Raw genomic sequence first — 20,255 nt, 5'->3', positions numbered from 1 at the left:
GAAAGCTGCGACAAGGCGGTTTGTATCGAAGAGCAGGAGCTCCACGGCAGCGCGAGCGCCCATGTGGCGAGGGATCAACTCGCGCTTTGAGCATTTTGAAGATCAGCGCAGCGCTGGTCCAGCGTGGACCGACGCATCGTATGGTCAGAACCATCGTCACTACTCAATGAAACAATAACATTCGAAACCAAGGGGAACGTATGTCCGAAGCATACATCATTGACGCCGTTCGCACGCCACGAGGCATCGGCAAGCCGGGCAAGGGAGCGCTGTCGCATCTGCACCCGCAGCATTTGGCCGCGACGGTGCTCAAGGCGCTCAAGGATCGCAACAAGCTCGATACGTCGACGGTCGATGACATCATCTGGTCGACATCGACCCAGGAGGGCAAGCAGGGCGGTGATCTTGGACGGATGTCGGCACTTGCGGCCGGCTACGACATCAATGCCAGCGGGACGACGCTGGATCGCTTCTGCGGCGGCGGCATCACATCGGTGAACCTTGCGGCTGCTTCGGTGATGTCGGGAATGGAGGATTGCGTCATCGCGGGCGGCACCGAGATGATGAGCTATCAACAGACTCTGGCAGCGGAGCGGTCCAAGGCGGGACAGCCGGCGCGGATGATGGGCGCGGGCAACGCGGCGCTTGACGCCATTCACCCGCAGTCTCACCAGGGCGTATGCGGCGACGCCATTGCCACCCGCGAGGGCATCAGCCGGGAGGCCTGCGATGCGTTGGCGCTGGTCAGCCAGCAGCGGGCCAAGAGGGCAATCGATGAAGGCCGCTTCGCCAAGTCGGTGGTCCCGGTCTACAACGACGACGGCAGCGTCGCCCTCAATCGCGAGGAGTTTCCACGCCCTGAGACGACGGCCGAAGGACTCGCCGCGCTGAAGCCCAGCTTCGAGCAGCTTGCCGATTTCGATCTCGGCAACGGCACGACATTCAAGAAGCAGATCCAGCGCCGCTATCCGGGCCTCGAGTGGAAGGGCGTGCATCACGCCGGCAACAGCTCCGGCGTGGTGGACGGCGCAGCCGCCGTCCTGATCACCTCAAAGCAATATGCCGAGAAACACGGTCTCAAGCCGCGCGGCCGGATCGTGGCCTATGCCAATCAGGGTGACGACCCGACGCTGATGCTGAACGCTCCCGTTCCTGCGGCAAAGAAGGTTCTCGCCAAGGCCGGCCTGACCAAGGACGACATCGATGTCTGGGAGATCAACGAGGCCTTCGCGGTGGTCGCCGAGAAGTTCATTCGCGATCTCGAGCTGGATCGGGCAAAGGTCAACATCAACGGCGGTGCCATCGCGCTCGGCCATCCTATCGGCGCGACCGGATCGATCCTGATCGGCACCGCGCTCGACGAGCTCGAGCGCAGCGGCGGACGCTACGGCCTTGTCACCATGTGTGCCGCCGGCGGAATGGCGCCCGCCATCATCATCGAACGCATCTGACCTCGAAAGGATACTGCAATGAAGCTCGATTCCTCGGTCGCTGCCGTTGTCACGGGCGGAGCCTCGGGTCTTGGCGCCGCGACGGCGCGCGCGCTTGCCGCCAAGGGCGTCAAGGTCGCGCTGTTCGATCTCAATCGCGAACTTGGCGAAGCAGTCGCCAAGGAAATTGGCGGCATCTATTGCGAGGTGAATGTCGCAAACGAAGAGTCCGTCGTGGCCGGCTTCGCCAAGGCCCGCGCGGCTCACGGCCAGGAGCGCATCCTGGTGAATTGCGCAGGCGTCGGCGGCGGCGCGACCAAGACGGCAAGCCGCTCGAAAGAGGATGGTTCGATCCGGGAATATCCGTTGGATAATTTCTACCGGATCATCGAGGTCAATCTGGTCGGGACATTCCGCTGCATCACCAAGTCCGCCGCGGGCATGCTGAGCCTGCCACCCCAGGAGGATGGTGACCGCGGCGTGATCGTGAACACGGCTTCGGTCGCGGCGGAAGACGGGCAGATGGGGCAGGTTGCCTATACGGCGTCAAAGGCCGGGGTCGTGGGCATGACCCTTCCGATTGCTCGCGACCTGTCCGGCGAGAACATCCGCGTGAACACCATCCTGCCCGGCATCTTCGACACGCCCTTGCTGGCGCGTGCGCCGGAGAATGTGAAGGCCGGACTACGCGCTTCCGTGCCGTTCCCCAAGCGGCTTGGCCGCGCCCACGAGTACGCGCATCTCGCCCTCACGATGATCGAGAACGGTTATTTCAACGGCGAGGACGTCCGGCTGGACGGCGCCATCCGGATGGCACCGCGCTGAATTGGACAGCGGCTGCTTTTGCGGAAAAGCGCGCACCGAACTGGAAAGGCAAGTAGAGCATCGACCGCTTCGATACTGGAGCGTCGGTTTTGATCGCATCAGAACCGGCGCTCTGGATTTTTGCGTTATCGCCGCTCCGCGCGCCGACAGGCATCCAGAGCCTTCGGGACTAGCCCGGTTGCTGCGACCGACGGGATGCGTCGCTTCGGGGACGGCCCATCAGGTCGTCCTCTTGCGCGCGATCGCGCGCTGCGCAGTCCGGATGACTCCATCCCGGATCAGGTCGCCGCAGATTTCCTTGAGCAGGGTCGTAGTTTCGCGCGTTGCTCTGCTGATGGGGCGGCCGCGCGGCAGAGCGAGCACCCGTTCGGCGCGCATCCAGGGCAAAAGCGCCGCGGAGAGCTGACCGGCGGCAATCTCCTGGGAGATGCCGGAGTACGGCAATAGTGCGTAGCCAAGACCGGACGCGACGATGCGTTTCATCGGCGTGCTGCTCTCCACCCGCACGAACGAGGGGACTTCCGCGGGGAACGGCGTGCGGCTCAACGGGAGGATGGCACGCGGCAGGCGCTTCACGTCATTGACTGTCATCCTGCCGCGCTTGAGCGGGGGATCGCGTGGCGGGCCGATCAGAAACACCTGCTCCACCACCAGCGTCTCATAGGCTAGATGGTCGTTCGGTTGCGGCGCCGTGACGATCGCGAGATCGAGCTGGCCGCGCAGCAGGCGGTCGCAGGCAAGCTCGGTCAGAGCTTCGCCGAGTTCGAGCTGGACCCGGGGAAAGCGATCGGCAACGAGGCGGGCAAGTGGCGGGTAGAAGATCTCCGCAACGCTCGACGGCGCGCCCAGCCGCACGGTGCCGCTCGGCTCGCGGTTCTCGGTGCGCACTTCCGCCTTGACGTCGTCGACCAAGCCGAGCAGCCACCGCCCGCGCTCCAGCAGCACCTTGCCGGACTCCGTCACTGCGACACCGCGCGCGGTGCGCGTGAGCAGCGCGCCGCCCAGCTCAATTTCCAACTCCTTGACATGACGGCTGAGCGCGGACTGCGCCACGTTCAGCGCGCTGGCGGCGGCGCCAAAGCCGCCGCGCTCGGCGACACCGATGAAATAGCGAAGCTGACGCAGGTCCATCGCCGCCTCCATCTCGGAATGAGATGGAGAGCATATCAAACATATTCTTGCGAGATGTCAAAAGCAGCGCATCCTGTGGGCCAACAACGCGCAACGGGAAGGAAACGCACATGGGCACGTCTGTCGAGACGCCGCGCCGGACATCGATCATGATCGTCGGTGGCGGACCGGTTGGGCTCGCGATGGGGCTGCTGCTCGACCGCTTCGGCATCGACGCCATCATCGTCGAGAAGAGCCCGACCACAACCGATCACCCGAAGTCGCGCGGCTGCTGGGTCCGCACCATGGAGATTTTCCGCCAATGGGGCATTGAGCAGGCGATCCGCGATCGTGGCTTGCAGGATTCGTCCGACATGTTCGTGCAGGTTGAAAGCATCGCCGGCCGCGAGATCAGCCGCTCGCGGCCTGAGCCCAATCTCGGCCAGACCCCGGCGTGGAAATCGCTGGTCGCGCAGGATGCGGTCGAGGAGGAGATCTACAAGGTCATCGAGCATTCGAACCTCGTGCAGGTGCATTTCTCGACCGAATTCGTTGGCTTCGAGGAGGCCGAAGACGGCGTTGTCTGCGAGATCCGCTCGGTGGAGACCGGTCGCAGCGAGCGTTGGCACGCCAGATATCTTCTTGCCTGCGACGGTGCCGGCAGCCAGACCCGGCGCCGCGCCGGCATCGACATGGTGGGCCCGGCGACGCTTGCGGTGATGTTGAACGAATATTGGCGCGGCGACCTCTCGCGTTTTCCGATCACGCGCGAGGCCGCCGGTTATCAGGTCTATAGCGACAAGCCGGGCATGCCGCGGCGAGCCGGCATTCTCAACACCAACGGCCGCGACCGTTGGTTGTCGGTGATCCAGATCGGCGAGGAGAAGGATGAGCGGCCGCGGCCGTGGACGGATGCCGAGACCATCGAGATCATCCGGACCCACGCCGGCGTCCCCGACCTCGACGTGACGCTGCTCAACCGCTCGATCTGGCGGATGAGCAAGCAGGTTGCCGCGCAGTTCCGCAAGGGCCGCGTGTTCGTGGTCGGCGACGCCGCGCATCGCTTTCCGCCGACCGGCGGCTTCGGGCTGAACTCGGGCGTGCAGGACGCACATAACCTCGCCTGGAAGCTCGCCTATGTGTTGCGCGGGGCGGCCTCGGAGCGGCTGCTCGAGAGCTATGACGTCGAGCGCCGGCCGGTCGCGCAGTCGAACGCTGATTTTAGTTACGGCAACATGATCCGATTCCGCCGTCTCGACGAGGCCGTGCGTTCCGGCAATGAGGACCGCATCCGCTTCTGGGTCAATGACCTCGACAACCATCTGCACTCGATCGGCCAGGCGCTCGGCTTCTCCTACGAGGAGGGCGCCGTGATCCCCGACGGCACGCCACGCGGCGGCCACCTGACCCGGACCTATTTCCCATCGGACCGCCCGGGCGGACGCTTTCCGCATTTGTGGCTGGACATGGCGCGCAAGCGCTCGACGCTCGACTGGTTCGACAAGGAGTTCACTGTCGTCACCGGCCCGCAAGGCGGCGACTGGCTGGAGGCCGGCCGCGCGGTTTCCGACAGGCTTGGCATCCCGCTCAACCTGCAGCAACTCCCGAACGCGCATCAATCGGACGGCATCCAGATGGGCCTGCGCGGCGCCGCGCTGGTCCGGCCGGACGGTCATGTGGCCTGGCGCATGCCCTACATCCCGCAGGATCCCGCACGCGAGCTCGCCGGCGCTCTGCAATCCGTGTTGCACTAGCCATGGAGACAGTTGAAGCCAACGGCATCTCGATCAGCTTCAAGCGCCGCGGCGAGGGGCCACCGCTATTCCTGCTGCATGGCGCGGAGGCCGATCATTCCATGTTCGACGCGTTTGCGGCGGTGCTTGCGCCGCATTTCACCGTCATCGCCTATGACCAGCGCGATTCCGGTGCTACGCGCAACCCGCCGGAGCCTTATGGCCTGGGTGAGCTTGCCGACGACCTCGCCGCGCTGGTCGCAGTGCTCGGCTATGCGCGCGCACATGTGTTCGGCACCTCCTTCGGCGGCGCCATCGCGCAGGTGGCAGCCGTTCGTCACCCCGCACGCATTGATCGCCTGATACTCGCCTCGACCTTCCGCGTTGGTGTGCCCGTCGCCTCGATCAACCCGGAAGGCTTTCCGAGGTTTGCCGAGCTGCGCGCACGTCTGCCGGAGAGTCTGCCGGCCTTCGCCGAATATTTCTTCACGCCAGGCTACATTGCGGCTCATCCGGATGCGCTCTCCCTCTTCGCGGGCAACAAGCGTGACGCCGGACAAAGAGAACGTCGCGGTGCGGTGCTGGCACAGCCGATCGAGATCTCGCTCGGTGCCGTCAAGGCGCCGACGCTGGTGTTGGCGGGAAGCGAGGACCGCCTGATTCCGCCCGCGCACACGCTGTCGCTGGCGCGAGAGATTCCGGGCGCGCGCAGCGCCATTGTCGAAGGCGTCGGCCATGTTGGCACGATTCAGGATCCGGCGACGATGGCGGCGCACGTGAGAGCCTTTCTGCAAAACGATAACTAAAGCAAATCGTGGAGGAGGACGACCATGGCGAAGGAAGGGGAGGATCTCGTCACAGCCTATGACGGAGCGCGGCTCGACGCCCGCTACTGGATCAGCATCGCGCTCGGCATCTCGACCAGCGTGTTCGACTACTTCGACTATTTCGTCGTCGGCTTCCTGGTTGCGGTGCTGGCGCCGCAATGGCAGCTCACTTTCGGGCAGACCTCGTTGATCCTGCTCAGCGCAGGGATCGGTGCAATCATGGGATCGCTGGCGTGGGGCGCGCTTGCCGACCGGTTCGGCCGCAAGGTGCTTCTGGTTGCCGGTGTCACGCTCTGCGCGTTGAGCGCGGGCTCTGTCTCGCTGATACCGGACGGGGCATGGATCGCGTTCGCCGTGCTGCGCTTCTTCGTCGGCTTTGGCGTCGGCGCCGCAGCCTCGGTCGCCGTGCCGTTGATCGTGGAGTATACGCCGACGCGCCACCGCACCCTGGTCACCAGCGCGACCGTCATCCCGGTCTCGCTCGGCATCCTTGCCGCGTCGCTGTCGGCCGCGACCCTGCTGGACCAGATCGGCTGGCGTGGCCTTGCCGCGCTTGGTTTCCTGCCCTTACTGCCGGCGCTCTTGATTGGGCTGATCATGCCGGAATCCGTGCGCTGGCTGGTGTCGCGCGGCCGCGATGCGGAGGCGCGCCGGATCGTCGCACGCGCGCTGCGCGTCGCGCCGGAAGCGTTGCCGTCGTCACCGGCGATCGAGATAACCGCCAAAGCGCAAAGTGCGGGCTTTGCGGAGTTGCTACAGGAACCGAGACGGGTTTGGTTGACACTGATCGTCTGGTTCGGCGCCAGCACGGCGAATTACGGCGTGTTTCTGTGGGGGCCAACGATCGTCGCACTGCTGATGGGTGTTTCGGCCGTCGAGGTAGCTCATTTATTCGTGATCGTCTCGCTCACCGGCATGATCGGGCGTGCCGTCTTTTCCGTGCTGGCGCAGCGGATCGGCCGCCGGCGCTGTGGCGAGATCATGGGCTATGGCATCGCATTGTCGCTCGGTGCAGCCGGACTGTTCTTCGACCGGACGCTGTTCGGTTATCCTGCCTTCGTGGTGCTCCTGATCCCGGCAGCGCTGTTCTTTGACGGCGGCTTCTCCAACATCGCGCCTTACTCGGCCGAAATCTTTCCCGTCCGCCTCAGTGCGCGCGGCGTCGGGCTCGCGCAGGCCGCCAATGGCGTCGGCAAGATCGCGGGTCCCTTGTGCCTCGCCTTGATTGCCGGCACCTCGAATCTGATCACGCCCAAGGCGACCATCGATGCCGTAACGCCGGCGTTCCTGTTCCTTGCAGCCTGCGGGCTGGCGATCGGGCTCGCTTTCACGTTGCTTGGTGTCGAAACCCATGGCCGCCCGCTCGCGTTAGAGGCGTCGCAACCTGATGAAGGTGCGGGAACAGGTGTCGCCCGTCCCGGCCGCGAGGCAGAGGTCGGCGTTGCGGTGCGGCCGACGCCGTCATAGCTTTTGCCAAGGCGCCGTCACGACAAACACGGAAGACAGGGAAGTATGTCATGCAGGACAGCGTTCAGACTGGACAGGGCTCCCAGGCAATCCCATTCGATACGGACAAGCTTGACCGGCTGATGGAGGAGGCGGGCCTCGACGTGCTGCTCGTCACGTCCAAACACAATGTGCAATACATGCTCGATGTCGAGCGGGCGATCTTCTTCGATTACATGGATGCGCTCGGCATCAGCCGCTATCTGCCCGTGATGATCTACGCCAAGGGTGCGCCTGACAAGGCCGGCTATGTCGGCCACGGGCTGGAGACGCATCAGCGGGAGGTGGTGCGTCCCTGGGTGCCGACGCTCAAGACCTCCGGCCACGGCAGTCTGGATGCGATCGCGACCGCCGTTCAAATGGTTCGCGCCAGCGGCGTGCCCGCCAAGCGCATCGGCGTCGAGACGGCCTTCCTGCCGATGGATGCGGGCAAGGCGCTGCAGGACGCGTTTCCCAATAGCGAGATCAAGGACGCGCTGTATGCGCTGGAGCGGCTGCGCGCCGTGAAGACGCCCGCCGAACTCGCCAAGCTGCGCGCCGCCTCCGAACTCGTAACCGAAGCCATGCTCGATGTGATTGCCCACCACGGCCCGGGCGTCACCAAGCGGCAGTTGTTCGAAGCACTACGGGTCGCCGAGGTGAAGCGTGGGCTGACCTTTGAATATTGCCTGCTGGCCGCAGGCAGGAGCCACAACCGCGCGCCGTCGGAGCAGCGCTGGGAAGAGGGCGACGTGCTCTCGCTTGATTCAGGCGGGAATTATCACGGCTATATCGGCGACCTCGCCCGCATGGCTGTGCTCGGCGAGCCGGATGCCGAGTTGCGGGACCTGTTGGCCGAGATCGACGCTGTGCAGCAAGCGGCTTTCGCGGTGATCAAACCGGGCGCGATGGGCGGCGTGATCTACGCCGCAGCCGAACGCGCGCTCGAGGGGACGAGCCAGCGCAACAACACCGAGTTCCTGGCTCATGGCATGGGCCTTGTCAGCCACGAAGCGCCGCGGCTGACCGCCTCGGGTCCCGTCCGCTACGATGCGGCCGATGCCGGCCGCCCGCTCGAACCTGGCATGGTCATTTCCGTCGAAACCACGATGAAGCATCCCGAGCGCGGCTTCATCAAGCTGGAAGACACGATCGCGGTGACGGCGACCGGATACGAAATGTTCGGCGAAAACGGCCGCGGCTGGAATCTCGGCGGGACGTCGACCCGTTGAAAGTGGCCAGGGTCGTCGTCAGGTATGCTTGTCGAGGCGGCGCTTGAGCAAGGTCAGATGTTGCAATAGATCGGACTGCGCGACGGGCGACAGCTCTCCGATCAGAGCAATCACCCACTCCTCGTGGCGACGCGCCATGCGGCCGAATTCCTTTGCGCCCTCCTGCGACAGGCGCAAGCGGAAGGTGCGCCGATCCTCGGAATCGACCTCGCGATGGATCAAGCCGTCGGCTTCCAGCTTCTGCACCAGCGCGGTGATGGCGCCGTTCGAGACCATCAGGAGATCGGAGACCTCGGACATGGTCGCACCTTCGGGCTTGCGTTCGAGCTGCGCCAGCAGGTCAAAGCGGGCCAGCGTGGTGTTGAACTCCTTGCGCAGCCGCGCGTTCAGCGCCTTTTCGATCCTGGTTGCGCAGGCGAGCAGTCGGAGCCAGATCCGTAGCTCGAGATGCGCGCCATCGGACTCGTGCGCGGACTCGATCGACCGCAGCGGCGGCGGGCGCGCATTCTTCGGGGATCGGGCCTTTCGTTTGACCGTGGCGTCCATGGCTGGCGTTCTCACCGAAGCTAAATGGAGATCGACCCGATGCTGGCCCCGCCGCAGACATAGAGCGTCTGCCCTGTAATGAAGCCGGCATCTGGTGAACTGAAGAAACGGACGGCGTGCGCAACGTCGCTGGATCTGCCGAGACGGCCAAGCGGAATCGAGCGCGCCAGCGCCTTGGCGCGTTCGGATTCCGGCGACATCACGCTCTCGAACATCTCGGTATCTCCGATCGGGCCAGGGGCTACGACATTGACCGTGATCCCGAACGGGGCGAGCTCCAGTGCCCAGGTCCGCGCCATGCCGATGATACCGGCCTTGGTCGCCGAATAGACCGTGCGGGTGACAGCGCCGAGCGCCGCGCGGGAGGACAGCAGCACGATGCGCCCGAAGCGCGCCTGCTTCATGCTGGGCAATGCCGCCTGCGCCAGCGCAATTCCGGCGCCGAAATGCAGTTGCGCCAAGGCGCCGACGTCCTCGTCCTCGACCTCTTCTAGCAGCTTGGCCCGGATCGCTCCCGCATTGTGCACGACATGAGTGATCGCAACCGTCGCGGCGATCGCCGCGGCCGCCTGGCGCGTCGCCGCCGCATCGAGCAGGTCGACCTCGTGCGAGGAGAGCTTCGGATGGCTCCAGTCCGGCTTGCGGCGCGACAGCGAGATCACCCGATATCCCTCGGCAAGGAAATCACGCGCGATCGCCGCCCCGATCCCGGTATTGCCGCCGGTCACGATTGCCGTGTAGTTGGCCACGCTCATTGTTCCCTACATGAAGAGCTGGATGTTGCCGAAGGCGGCATCGCAATTGATCAGATCGACGCGCTTGAGCTTGATCCGTAGCCTGCCGTCTTCGACGCTCAAATGGTGTGTGGCCCAGGCGGCGTAGAGCGTCTGCTCCTCCATGCGGGTCTCGATATAATGCATGGGGGTCCAGGTGACGTAGCGGTTGGCGGCAACGTCGCGCGCATCGACCTGCGGCGTCTGCAGCACGTGATGGCAGCGGCTCTTCGGCTTTTGGCTGAAGGTTCGCGCGCCCTTGAGCCGCTCGACCCGGATCGAGAGCAACAGCTTGTCCTCATACATCAGCGAGCAGGTTAGCCGTGGATCGGTTTGATTCCATTCCAGCGGCATCCAGTAGAAGGCATCATCGGCGTACAGGGCGAGCCACTCGTCGAACCGCTGCTGATCGATCAGCCGCGCTTCGCGTATCACGAAGTCGATCAGTTCGCGATCGGTGGGCTCGGCATTCACGAGCGGGGCTTCGGCAACGATCGTCATGGTCACATCCCCATCGTCATGAACTTGGTCCAGGCCCGGAACTGGTGGCGCATCGGCCACTCACTGGTCCCGTTGACTGCCACATTGGTCTGGCGGGCTTCGTCGGGGCTGTAGAGGCGCTGAAGATTGACCCATTCGTTGCCGTTCGAATGCAAGCCTTCCTGTGCGCGTTCGTACATTTCGAGATCGTCGTGGCCGACGATGGAGGTGGGGGCATTGATCAAGCGGTTGTACATCAGCGTGCGCTCGAGCAGCATGTCGGGCGCATCGACGAGCTGGAACGTCCAAGACTCGACCAGCGTCTTGTTGGCGGCGATCGGCTTGAATTGCCGCAACAGTTGGATCGGCCCCTTGATCATGATGTTGGGGAAGTAGACCGTGTTGTGCCTGTTCTCACCGAGGATCAGCTTTGCGCGCTCCTCGCCATAGGCCGCCGTCATCTTCTCGAAATAGCCAGGCACCGCCGAATAGTCGGAGTGGATCGAGTGGTGCACGCCGGTATGGCCGTGGCCGTTGTCCCAGATCCGGATGCCCATGTTCTCGAAGAACTCGTACGGGCTCATGAAGGGAGCAATGATCTCGACCGCCATCGGCTTCTTGGTGCCGGGCGGCGCCTTCTTCCAGACCTCGACCACGGTTCCGGCGGATGACTCGTGTGCCACCATCGGGTGACAGGTGTCGGTCTGGTTCTCGACCAGCATTTTCCAGTTGCAGTTGTGCATGTAGCGCAGCACACCGCCGGCGACCTTGAGCTGCCCGACCGGCGATCGGTCGATCATGTTGTCGAAGCTGGACAGGCTGTCGCCGAAGAACTCTTCGAAGTCGAGGCCGCCGTCGTTGATCTTGGCGAACACGAAGCCGCGATAGTTGCGGACGTGGCGCACCGGCGTCATGCCGCGCGCGGCCTGGCTCTGCTCAAAGCCGGTGTTCTCGTAACCCTTCTTCAGGGGGATCGCGAGCAGCGAGCCGTCGGTCTTGAAGCTCCAGGCATGATAGGGACAGCGGAAGAACTTTCCGGTGTTCCCACAGGTCTCTGAGGTGATGCGCGTGCCCTTGTGGGGGCAGCGGTTGTACAGCACGTGCACCGTGCCGTCGGTGTGGCGAACCATCAGAACCGGCTGCGTGCCGATCGTCGTGCCGAAATAGTCGCCGGCGTTGGGCACCTGGCTGTCGTGGCCGACATAGACCCAACTGTTCGGGAACATGTGCTCCATCTCGAGCTGGAACACCTCTTCGCTGACATAGACATCGCGGTGAACTTCCTGGTCGCGGACCAGAGCGCGGATCGCCGCGGAGTTGCCGGCATACCGGGACATGCGTTCCTCCATCACAGGTCGAGCACGAGTCGCTTGGTCTTCGCGCGCGAAATGCAGATTTGCATCACCTTATTCGACGCCCGCTCGCTGTCGCTCAGGATGTAGTCGCGATGGTCGGGGATGCCCTCGATCACCGCGGTCTGGCAAATCCCGCAATCGCCGCGTTTGCAGTCGTGTATCGGATCCTCGCCGGCCTCGAGCAGGACGTCGAGGATGGTCTTGCCGGCGGGAATTTCATAGACGCGGCCGCTGCTCCTCAGCTCGACCTCGAAGCCGGCGTCGCCGGATTTCTCCTCGGGCGCGGAGAAGATCTCGAAATGCAGCCGGCCTGGCGGCCAGTTCAACCGCTTGGCCAGCGCGATCGCTGCTTCGATCATCGGCAGCGGTCCGCAGAGGTAGAGCGGTACGTCGGAGCCGAGCCGCGTCATCAAGCCATCGAGATCGAAGAAGCGGCCGGCTTGGTCGTCGGCGTGGATGCTCGCGTTGGCGCCTGCGATCCGCTCGATCTCGCCGAGGAAAGCGAGCTCGGCGCGGCTGCGCCCGGCATAGTAGAACGAGAACGGCCGTTTCGCGACGCTGAGCTCGCAGGCCATCGTGAGCAGTGGCGTGACGCCAATGCCGCCCGCGACCAGCACAACTTCGCTTGCGGCGGTGCCGAGAGGAAAGTTGTTTGCCGGCGGCGAGATCGTCAGGCGATCGCCGAGCTTGAGACCGTGCATATAGGTCGAGCCGCCCTGGCTCTTGCTTTCCAGCAGCACGGCGATGCGATAGCTGGTCGGGTGTTCGGCGGCCGCGCGCGGCGAGCCGGTTTCGATCAGCGAATAGGAACGCCGGCCGACATCGGGCAGATGGATGTCGATATGGGCGCCGGCCGCCCAGCCCGGCATCGGCGCGCCGTTGGCGCGCTTGAGCACGAATTCGCGAATGCGCGGCGTGAGCGCCTCGGTCTTCGACACCACGACTTCGAAGTGATCCATTCTCAGGCGTCCTCGAACAGCGTCTCGACAGTGCGCAGCGCGCCGTCGAGTTCGGCGCCATCAGCGTCCTTCAGCGCGACCCTAGTCAGCCGCTGCACCCATTCGGCGGCGTCGCGCCGGCCGGCCAGGCGCTCGGACGCGCGCATCACCTTGTCGAATTTGGATTCGCCGCGGGTATGCGTATCCGAATAGCCGCCGACGAGACGGCGGGCTTCACAGACGGCAGTTGCAAGCGCGGGATCGCTTGCCGCGAATCTGTGCACGCGCTGCGCCCACGCGTCGAGATGGCGCATCTCGCGGGCGTGCCGCAGCGTGCCGCGGCGGAAGCGGCGCAGGCCGGCAACGCAGTACAAAAGCAGGAAAGACGGCGGCGCGCTGGTGCGGAGCTTGCGTCCACGGTCGATGAGCCGGGCGAGGTGTTTGCTGCGCTCCAGCCTCTCGCCAAGCCGCTGCGGCAAGAGCCCGGCCATTTCTTCGATCCGCGGATGAAAGAACTCGGTGATGGCGAGGACTTGATCGTCGCCGGCTCGTACCTCGCGACGCACCCGGTTGAACCTTCCTGCGCGCGTCTTGAGATCGGCGACGCGAATGACGTCGTCATAGGCCATCGCGACCGCGAGATACTTGGCAAAGGCCTGCAACAGGCCGGTCGCATCGCGCGGCAGGGCTTCTAATCGATCAAGGTACTCGTTGCCGTAGGCGACGTCCTGGAAATCGACGACGCGTTGCAGGCCGGCCGCAACGATGCCATGCAGCTCGGCGGGCAGCTTCCGTGCCCGCGCGACCAGCGCGTCGTAGTCAGCATGGCCGATCGGCTCGAGCCTCGGAAAGCGCTTTGCGGGTGCCGGCTTTGCCGCGGGCTTGACCTTCGGGTCCTGCTTGAGCGCGGCGGCGCCGCGCTCGCGGCCGGCGGCGAAGGCGCGCAGGCTGGCATCGACACCGACACCCGCGGCTCGGATCGTGGCTTCAAAATCCTCGATCGCGAAGGGCAGGGCGGCTGAGCCCGCCAGTGCACCGAACAGCACGGCGGAGACCACGCTGCCGGTGGCATCGGCAATCTCGGCCATGTCGAATGCGATGAAGCGATTGGCTGCGACATTCGCGGCCTCGTAAACCTGCGCCGCATCTGCGGTGCCGTCACCGGGCGCGGTCTTCTCGATCACGGCCAGAGAGCGGTGTGACGAGCCGATCAAGAGCGTTCGGTCGGGCGAGACCAGTCCGCGCAGGATGGCGCGGCCGGCTTCCATCAGCTCGGCGCCGATGACGACATCGACCTTGCCTGGCGCCGGCATCAGCGACAGCACAGGGTGCCGCTCGGGCTTGCTCGCATCGGGTGCGATCATCTCGATGTAGTAGATGGTGGCGCCGGTACGCTGCGCGACGCCAGGCACCGACGTCGACTGCGCATACCAACCGCGGCGCTCGGCGAGCGCAACGATCCAGTCGACCAGCACGCCGCCGCCCTGGCCGCCCATCGCGAGCACCGCGACGCTGATCGGGCGCGCCTGGCTGAGGCCGATGGAGGAGGGTGCGACGGAGACGTTCATGCCGCCTCCTGCTCAAACGTGACGCGCCGTCCCGCCCGCCAGCGCTGCAAGGCGCCGATCAATCGCCGCCAGAGACGGTCGAGCCTCATCTCGAACGCGGTCGGGTTGGACACGATGTCGGCGCGATAGAAGGAGGGACACAGCACGGCGGCGTCCGCAACCTCGCCGCAGTGACCGCAGCCGACGCAACTGTTGTCGACGGCAGCGACCGGATTATCCTTCAGCGGATCGCTGGTCGGTTTCACCGACAGCGATGGGCAACCGGACAGTCGGATGCAGGCGTGGTCTCCGGAACAGACATCTTCATCGACGCCGAAGCGCTCGCGCACGATCCGCTCGCCGCGTTTGGCGGCGGCCGCCGCCAGGGGTTTCACCCGTCGCTGCTTGTTCAGCATGCACTCGGAGGAGGCGACGATGATCTTCGGGCCCTTTTCCTCGGTCGTCAGCGCCTCGCGCAGCGTATCCCGCATTTTCGTCACGTCGTAGGTGCGGTCGATCTGGCGCACCCATGTGGCGCCGACACCCTTCACCGCCTCGACGATCGGATGCTTGGTCGAACGCGAACGGTTGTTGGCGCGTGAAGAGGGAATGTCCTGGCCGCCGGTCGCGGCAGAATAGTAGTTGTCGACCACGACGATCACGCCGTCGTGCTGGTTGAAGACGGCGTTGCCGACGCCGCTGGTCAGCCCGTTGTGCCAGAAGCCGCCGTCGCCCATCATCGAGATCGAGCGTTTCCCCGCCGGTACGTTGAAGGCCGAGGCCGATGCGGGGCCAAGGCCATAACCCATCGTGGTGGCACCGATGTTGAATGGGGGCAGGATCGAAAACAGGTGGCAGCCGATGTCGGCGGCGACATGGTGCGGGCCGAGCTCCTTTTCCACCAGCTTCATCGCGGAAAAGATCGGCCGCTCCGGACAGCCGGTGCAGAAGCCCGGTGGCCGCGGCGGCACCACGTCGGCGAGCGCGCGGATCTTGTCGTCGATCTCGACGCGGTCAGTGTTCGGCGCGCGCGCGGAATCGGGCAGCGCATCCGGGCGCCAGCGGCGGATGAAGGCGCCGATCGCCTCGCTCATCACTTGCGCGGTGTACTCGCCGGCCATCGGGAATAGGTCTTTCCCGTGCAGCTTCGCCGGAATGTCCGCATTGCGCAGGATCTTGTGCAGTGCCTGTTCGATGAATTCGGGCTGGCCCTCCTCGACCATCAACACGGCCTTCTTGCCGCGGCAGAAGTCGATCACCTCGCGGTCGACGATCGGGTAGGTCACGTTCATCACATAGAGCGGCACGCGCGTTTCGCCCCAGACATCGGCGAGCCCGGCCTCGCGCAGCGCCGTAACGACGCCGTTGTACATGCCGCCCTGCATGATGATGCCGATATCGTCGATATCGCCATTGAAGGTCTCGTTCATGCCGCGAGCGTGGATGAATTCGATCGCCGCAGGCCAGCGCTTCTCGATCTTCTCTTTTTCGTGCAGGAACGAGGCCGGCGGCAGCACGATGCGATTGGTGTCGCGTGACGGCTGATCGAGCGCGCGGGACAGTGGAAAGCTCGGCCTGACATTGTCGCGCGTGGCGAACCGGCCATGCACATGGCAGGCACGAATCCGCACTTCCAGCATCACCGGCGTATTCGACGCCTCGGACAGATCAAAGGAGTCCCGCACCGCCTTGACGATCGAAGCCACGTTGGGCCGCGGATCGACCAGCCAGAGCTGCGATTTCATGGCGAAGGCGTGCGAACGCTCCTGCATGATGGAGGAGCCCTCGCCGTAATCCTCGCCGATGATGATCAGCGCGCCGCCGGTGACGCCGCCCGAGGTGAGGTTGGCGAGGGCATCGGACGCGACATTGATGCCGACCGGAGCCTTGAAGGTGACCGCGCCGCGGATCGGGTACATCACCGATGCGGCCAGCGTCGCCGCCGCGGTTGCCTCGCTGGCACTGGATTCGAAATGCACGCCGAGATCGGACAGAATGTCCTGCGCGTCGGAGAGCACGTCCATCAGATGCGAGATGGGGGCGCCCTGGTAGCCGGCGACATAGCTGACGCCGCATTCGAGCAAGGCCTTGGTGATGGCGAGGATGCCTTCGCCGCGAAATTCCTGGCCGGCGCCGAGCTTGAGGTCTTGCACCTCGCGCGCGAAAGAGCGTTCTGCCATGCTCGTCTCCTCGGCCGTCTGCGGTGTTCCGCAAGACTGAATATAGTTTAGTCATCAAACAAAAATGATGTCAATTGGACTCGCCGGCTTCGATGCGGGGAGAGCAGAAAGATATCGATCTGTATGCATTGCAGGCTTGTTTCGCAGGCTTTGTGCGTGATGCCGTGGCTCTGTGGTCCGATCGGCACTGCTTGACATGATATTTTAATGGTGAAACATTATTGACGCGCGTTGCGTTTGGCGGCGTGCGGGCCTTTGCGGGAGAGTCACATGACCCCGGTTTCGCCACCACGCGGGCCGTCGCGCGAACACCTCGCGTGGCCGTTCTTCGAGTCCCGCCACCGCGATTATGCAGCCGCGCTCGATGCGTTTGCCGCCGATCTCGGCGATACCCATGGTCATGACGTCGACGGAACCTGCCGTTCCCTGGTTCGCAGGCTCGGCGCCGCAGGCCTGCTCGAAGCATCGGTCGCCGGCGATCAGGTCGATGCCGTGATCGATTCCCGGATGATCTGCCTCGCCCGCGAGACGTTGGCCTGGCACAGCGGGCTTGCCGATTTTGCCTTTGCGATGCAGGGGCTTGGCACGGGCGCGGTGGCGATATCAGGTTCACCCGAGTTGCGCGCGCTGGTGCTGCCGAAGGCGCGCCGCGGCGAATGGGTGGCGGCCTTTGCCTTGTCGGAGAAGGAGGCAGGTTCTGACGTCGCAGCCATGAGCTGCAGTGCCAGACGCGAGGGCGACCATTACATCCTGGATGGCGAGAAGACCTGGATTTCCAACGGCGGCATTGCCGACGTCTATACGTTGTTTGCGCGAACCGGCGAGGCGCCGGGCGCGCGCGGCATTTCGGCTTTCGTGGTTCTGCCTGATGATCCCGGCTTTTCGATCGCCGATCGCATCGACGTGATGGCGCCGCACCCGCTCGCGACGCTGCGGTTCGAGAGGTGCCGGATTCCGGCGGCGCGGCTGCTGGGCTCGCCGGGCGAAGGCTTCAAGATCGCGATGCGCACGCTCGATATCTTCCGCGCGTCCGTTGCCGCCGCTGCACTCGGTTTCGCCCGTCGCGCGCTCGATGAGGCGACGGCGCATGCAAAAAGCAGGCGGATGTTCGGCGGGGTGCTGGGCGACCAGCAATTGACACAGGCAGCGCTCGGCGACATGGCCGCGGGCGTCGATGCCAGCGCGCTTCTGACCTATCGGGCCGCCTGGCGGCGCGATGTGCAGAAGGCGTCCACGACGCGCGAAGCGGCGATGGCCAAGATGGTCGCGACCGAAACCGCACAGACGGTGATCGACCGCGCGGTGCAGATGTTCGGTGGCCGCGGCGTGCGCTCGGGCGAGATCGTCGAGCAGCTCTATCGCGAGATACGTGCCTTGCGCATCTATGAAGGCGCGACCGAAGTCCAGAAGCTGATCATTGGACGCGACGTCCTGAAGGGGGCCTGATCAACGATCACGTCGGGGTCCAATTGACGTCGTAGCGACCGACCAGGCGCCAGCACGGGAGGGCGAGATGGGTACGAAAGCGCGCGAAAACCATCGGGAAGACGTGGCCGGACGCGCCAATGTCGAGGATACGCCTGAACTGCTCGCCTACTATGACGAGCTCGAACGGCTGGACGCCGGGGCGCTGTGGACGGTCGCCAACAAGATCGAGCCCTGGCAGCCCAAATCGTCTTCCGTTCCGGTGCTGTGGCGCTATGAGGATCTCCGCGCACACGTGTTGCGCTCCGTCGAACTGGTGTCGCCGGAGAAGGCCGGACGGCGCGTGATCTACCTGAATAATCCCGGCCGCCGCGACCACGCCGCCGCGGTTGGCTGGCTCTATTCGGGTCTGCAAGTCATGCATCCGGGCGAGGTCGCGTCCGCCCACGCCCATTCGGCATCCGCGCTTCGCTTCATCATGGAGGGCGAGGGTGCCTACACCATCGTCGATGGTCACAAGATGACGCTCGGCGCCAACGACTTCGTGCTGACGCCGAACGGTACCTGGCATGAACATGGCGTCTCCAGCGACGGCTCGCCCTGCATCTGGCAGGACGGTCTCGATATTCCCCTGGTCAACGCGCTCGAGGCCAATTTCTACGTGGTCCACCCCGACCTGCAGCAGAGTGTCGGCTATCCCGTCGATGACATGACGCACACCTGGGGCAACCCGGGCCTGCGTCCGGCGGGTGCTGAATGGTCGAGGGGATACTCTCCGCTCCTGAAATACGAGTGGGGCCCCACCTATGAGGCCCTGCAACGCTATGCCAAGGCCGCCGACGGCTCGCTCTTTGACGGCGTTCTCATGAACTACGTGAATCCGGTGACTGGCGGTCCTGTCATGCAGACGATCGGCGCATCGATGCAGATGCTGCGGCCCAGTGAAAGCACGCGTGCCCATCGCCACACCGGCAGCTTCATCTATCAGGTCGCCAAGGGACGCGGCCATTCGATCATCGACGGCAAGCGTTTCGACTGGAAGGAGCGGGACATCTTCTGCGTGCCATCCTGGGCCTGGCATGAGCATGTGAACGCCTCCGCCAGCGAAGACGCCTGTCTCTTTACCTTCAACGATCTGCCGGTCATGCACGCGCTCGGGCTCTATCGTGAGGAAGCCTACGGCGACAATGGCGGTCGCCAGCCCCTCGTGTCCTAGGACAGGGCTATCGCATATGGGATTCGCGTGGCAACGACATCGGCAGTCGGCTCCCTCTCCCGCTTGCGGGGGAGGGCTGGGGTGGGGGCTCTCTCCACGAGTCACATCGTGGAAAGAGCCCCCACCCGCCGCGCGCTGCGCACGCGTCGGCCTCCCCCGCAAGCGGGAGAGGCGAATGGAGCCCGCGGACAGCCTCCGCAAATGTCATATGTGATTACCCTGGTGTCCTAGGAGAGAATCCGTGCGTCTCGTCACCTTTCGCAGCGGCGTTGAAGCTGCCGCCCGTCTCGGCGCGGTTGTCGACGATCTCATCGTGGACGTCGAGAAGGCAGGGCAGCATGCCGGGGCTTGCCTTCCATCGTCGATGCTCGACTTTATCGATCTAGGACCACCGGCGCTGGCAGCGCTCAGGAGGATCTTGGACGAAGGCAAAGGCGGCTGGCCGGTCGGCGCTGCTTTGCCGCTTGCCAATGTCCGCCTGCTGGCGCCGATCCCGCGTCCCCGCAAGAACATCTTCGGCATCGGCCTGAACTATGTCGAGCACGTTGCGGAGTCCTCGCGCGCCCTCGATACGGCCAAGGACCTGCCCAAGCAGCCCATCATCTTCTCGAAGCCGCCGACCAGCGTCATCGGGCCGGGCGAAGCGATCCATCACAACAAGGAGATCACGCGGCAGCTCGACTGGGAGGTCGAGCTTGCGGTGGTGATGGGGCGGACCGCGCGCCGCGTGACGGAGGCCGACGCACTCGGCTTCGTGTTCGGCTACAGCGTGATGATCGACGTCAGCGCGCGCGACAATCGCCGCGCCGGCCAATGGATCTACTCGAAGGGCCAGGACACCTATGCGCCGTTCGGGCCATGCATCGTCACCGCGGACGAAATCGCGGACCCTCACGCGCTCGATCTCTGGCTGACCGTGAACGGGGTCGAGAAGCAACGTTCCAACACGCGCCACATGCTCTTCAGGGTGCCGCATCTGATCGCGGATATTTCGGCCGCGATGACCCTCGAGCCGGGCGACATCATCGCAACCGGCACCCCCGAGGGCGTCGGCGCCGGGCGGAGCCCGCAGGAGTGGCTGTGGCCCGGCGATGTGGTGGAGGCGGAAGTGACGGGCATCGGCCGCCTGCGCCACCCGGTGGTGGCGATCTGA

The 20,255-nt window shown here is 64.8% G+C and carries 17 protein-coding genes; 9 read left to right on the top strand and 8 right to left on the bottom strand.

The features are described 5' to 3' along the window. The first annotated feature begins 200 nt into the window (after positions 1 to 200). A complete protein-coding gene (locus tag P6U25_RS23240; protein WP_407147098.1) occupies positions 201 to 1,451 on the top strand; it encodes an acetyl-CoA C-acetyltransferase in 1,251 nt (416 codons plus the stop codon). A gap of 18 nt (positions 1,452 to 1,469) precedes the next feature. After that, positions 1,470 to 2,255, top strand: a complete 786-nt coding sequence (locus P6U25_RS23235) for an SDR family NAD(P)-dependent oxidoreductase (protein WP_407147097.1) — start codon at positions 1,470 to 1,472, stop codon at positions 2,253 to 2,255. 219 nt (positions 2,256 to 2,474) lie between these two features. Here the strand turns inward: P6U25_RS23235 and P6U25_RS23230 are convergent, their stop codons facing one another. Continuing rightward, a complete protein-coding gene (locus tag P6U25_RS23230) occupies positions 2,475 to 3,386 on the bottom strand; it encodes a LysR family transcriptional regulator (RefSeq protein ID WP_407147096.1) in 912 nt (303 codons plus the stop codon). 110 nt (positions 3,387 to 3,496) lie between these two features. Between P6U25_RS23230 and P6U25_RS23225 the strand changes: the two genes are divergently transcribed. Genes P6U25_RS23225 through P6U25_RS23210 form a run of 4 tightly spaced genes read left to right on the top strand, consistent with a single transcriptional unit; the run spans position 3,497 to position 8,642 of the window. Then, the gene (locus P6U25_RS23225; protein ID WP_407147095.1) at positions 3,497 to 5,119 is read left to right on the top strand and encodes an FAD-dependent monooxygenase; all 1,623 of its coding nucleotides are present in this window, start codon (positions 3,497 to 3,499) and stop codon (positions 5,117 to 5,119) included. A gap of 2 nt (positions 5,120 to 5,121) precedes the next feature. Continuing rightward, positions 5,122 to 5,904 carry an alpha/beta fold hydrolase gene (locus P6U25_RS23220; RefSeq protein WP_407147094.1) on the top strand — a complete coding sequence of 261 codons (783 nt, stop codon included), beginning with the start codon at positions 5,122 to 5,124 and terminating at the stop codon, positions 5,902 to 5,904. 24 nt (positions 5,905 to 5,928) lie between these two features. Continuing rightward, positions 5,929 to 7,392, top strand: a complete 1,464-nt coding sequence (locus P6U25_RS23215; protein ID WP_407147093.1) for an MFS transporter — start codon at positions 5,929 to 5,931, stop codon at positions 7,390 to 7,392. A gap of 50 nt (positions 7,393 to 7,442) precedes the next feature. Beyond that, positions 7,443 to 8,642, top strand: a complete 1,200-nt coding sequence (locus tag P6U25_RS23210; protein WP_407147092.1) for a M24 family metallopeptidase — start codon at positions 7,443 to 7,445, stop codon at positions 8,640 to 8,642. An 18-nt stretch (positions 8,643 to 8,660) separates the two neighbouring features. Here P6U25_RS23210 and P6U25_RS23205 read toward each other — a convergent pair whose 3' ends face one another. Genes P6U25_RS23205 through P6U25_RS23175 form a run of 7 tightly spaced genes read right to left on the bottom strand, consistent with a single transcriptional unit; the run spans position 8,661 to position 16,461 of the window. Further along, the gene (locus P6U25_RS23205) at positions 8,661 to 9,188 is read right to left on the bottom strand and encodes a MarR family winged helix-turn-helix transcriptional regulator (RefSeq protein ID WP_407147091.1); all 528 of its coding nucleotides are present in this window, start codon (positions 9,186 to 9,188) and stop codon (positions 8,661 to 8,663) included. A gap of 20 nt (positions 9,189 to 9,208) precedes the next feature. Further along, complete coding sequence (locus P6U25_RS23200; RefSeq protein WP_407147090.1) at positions 9,209 to 9,943, bottom strand: SDR family NAD(P)-dependent oxidoreductase; 735 nt, start codon at positions 9,941 to 9,943, stop codon at positions 9,209 to 9,211. Between the two features lie 6 nt (positions 9,944 to 9,949). After that, positions 9,950 to 10,462 (bottom strand): aromatic-ring-hydroxylating dioxygenase subunit beta, encoded by a 513-nt coding sequence (locus tag P6U25_RS23195; protein ID WP_407147089.1) that lies wholly within the window; start codon positions 10,460 to 10,462, stop codon positions 9,950 to 9,952. 2 nt (positions 10,463 to 10,464) lie between these two features. Continuing rightward, on the bottom strand, positions 10,465 to 11,778 hold the full coding sequence (locus P6U25_RS23190; protein WP_407147088.1) for an aromatic ring-hydroxylating dioxygenase subunit alpha: 1,314 nt from the start codon (positions 11,776 to 11,778) through the stop codon (positions 10,465 to 10,467). An 11-nt stretch (positions 11,779 to 11,789) separates the two neighbouring features. Continuing rightward, the gene (locus P6U25_RS23185) at positions 11,790 to 12,755 is read right to left on the bottom strand and encodes a PDR/VanB family oxidoreductase (RefSeq protein WP_407147087.1); all 966 of its coding nucleotides are present in this window, start codon (positions 12,753 to 12,755) and stop codon (positions 11,790 to 11,792) included. 2 nt (positions 12,756 to 12,757) lie between these two features. After that, positions 12,758 to 14,302, bottom strand: coding sequence for an indolepyruvate oxidoreductase subunit beta family protein (locus P6U25_RS23180; RefSeq protein WP_407147086.1), 1,545 nt, complete (start codon positions 14,300 to 14,302; stop codon positions 12,758 to 12,760). After that, complete coding sequence (locus tag P6U25_RS23175) at positions 14,299 to 16,461, bottom strand: thiamine pyrophosphate-dependent enzyme (protein ID WP_407147085.1); 2,163 nt, start codon at positions 16,459 to 16,461, stop codon at positions 14,299 to 14,301. The genes P6U25_RS23180 and P6U25_RS23175 overlap by 4 nt, the downstream gene beginning before the upstream one ends. 270 nt (positions 16,462 to 16,731) lie before the next feature. Here P6U25_RS23175 and P6U25_RS23170 point away from each other — a divergent pair, with 270 nt between their 5' ends. The 3 genes from P6U25_RS23170 to P6U25_RS23160 all read left to right on the top strand — a co-directional run bounded on the left by P6U25_RS23170 (position 16,732) and on the right by P6U25_RS23160 (position 20,255). Continuing rightward, positions 16,732 to 17,907 (top strand): acyl-CoA dehydrogenase family protein, encoded by a 1,176-nt coding sequence (locus P6U25_RS23170; protein WP_407147084.1) that lies wholly within the window; start codon positions 16,732 to 16,734, stop codon positions 17,905 to 17,907. A 67-nt stretch (positions 17,908 to 17,974) separates the two neighbouring features. Further along, a complete protein-coding gene (locus P6U25_RS23165; protein WP_407147083.1) occupies positions 17,975 to 19,102 on the top strand; it encodes a cupin domain-containing protein in 1,128 nt (375 codons plus the stop codon). A gap of 241 nt (positions 19,103 to 19,343) precedes the next feature. After that, positions 19,344 to 20,255 (top strand): fumarylacetoacetate hydrolase family protein, encoded by a 912-nt coding sequence (locus P6U25_RS23160; RefSeq protein ID WP_407147082.1) that lies wholly within the window; start codon positions 19,344 to 19,346, stop codon positions 20,253 to 20,255.

The sequence above is a fragment of the Bradyrhizobium sp. ORS 86 genome, assembly GCF_045571475.1.
In the GTDB taxonomy this organism is placed as follows: Bacteria; Pseudomonadota; Alphaproteobacteria; order Rhizobiales; family Xanthobacteraceae; genus Bradyrhizobium.
This window is presented reverse-complemented; position numbering and strand designations above follow the sequence as displayed.

Coding starts and splice junctions, on each gene's coding strand:
- P6U25_RS23240 (WP_407147098.1), top strand. CDS start 201: ATGTCCGAAGCATACATCATTGACGCCGTTCGCACGCCACGAGGCATC.
- P6U25_RS23235 (WP_407147097.1), top strand. CDS start 1,470: ATGAAGCTCGATTCCTCGGTCGCTGCCGTTGTCACGGGCGGAGCCTCG.
- P6U25_RS23230 (WP_407147096.1), bottom strand. CDS start 3,386: ATGGACCTGCGTCAGCTTCGCTATTTCATCGGTGTCGCCGAGCGCGGC.
- P6U25_RS23225 (WP_407147095.1), top strand. CDS start 3,497: ATGGGCACGTCTGTCGAGACGCCGCGCCGGACATCGATCATGATCGTC.
- P6U25_RS23220 (WP_407147094.1), top strand. CDS start 5,122: ATGGAGACAGTTGAAGCCAACGGCATCTCGATCAGCTTCAAGCGCCGC.
- P6U25_RS23215 (WP_407147093.1), top strand. CDS start 5,929: ATGGCGAAGGAAGGGGAGGATCTCGTCACAGCCTATGACGGAGCGCGG.
- P6U25_RS23210 (WP_407147092.1), top strand. CDS start 7,443: ATGCAGGACAGCGTTCAGACTGGACAGGGCTCCCAGGCAATCCCATTC.
- P6U25_RS23205 (WP_407147091.1), bottom strand. CDS start 9,188: ATGGACGCCACGGTCAAACGAAAGGCCCGATCCCCGAAGAATGCGCGC.
- P6U25_RS23200 (WP_407147090.1), bottom strand. CDS start 9,943: ATGAGCGTGGCCAACTACACGGCAATCGTGACCGGCGGCAATACCGGG.
- P6U25_RS23195 (WP_407147089.1), bottom strand. CDS start 10,462: ATGACGATCGTTGCCGAAGCCCCGCTCGTGAATGCCGAGCCCACCGAT.
- P6U25_RS23190 (WP_407147088.1), bottom strand. CDS start 11,778: ATGTCCCGGTATGCCGGCAACTCCGCGGCGATCCGCGCTCTGGTCCGC.
- P6U25_RS23185 (WP_407147087.1), bottom strand. CDS start 12,755: ATGGATCACTTCGAAGTCGTGGTGTCGAAGACCGAGGCGCTCACGCCG.
- P6U25_RS23180 (WP_407147086.1), bottom strand. CDS start 14,302: ATGAACGTCTCCGTCGCACCCTCCTCCATCGGCCTCAGCCAGGCGCGC.
- P6U25_RS23175 (WP_407147085.1), bottom strand. CDS start 16,461: ATGGCAGAACGCTCTTTCGCGCGCGAGGTGCAAGACCTCAAGCTCGGC.
- P6U25_RS23170 (WP_407147084.1), top strand. CDS start 16,732: ATGACCCCGGTTTCGCCACCACGCGGGCCGTCGCGCGAACACCTCGCG.
- P6U25_RS23165 (WP_407147083.1), top strand. CDS start 17,975: ATGGGTACGAAAGCGCGCGAAAACCATCGGGAAGACGTGGCCGGACGC.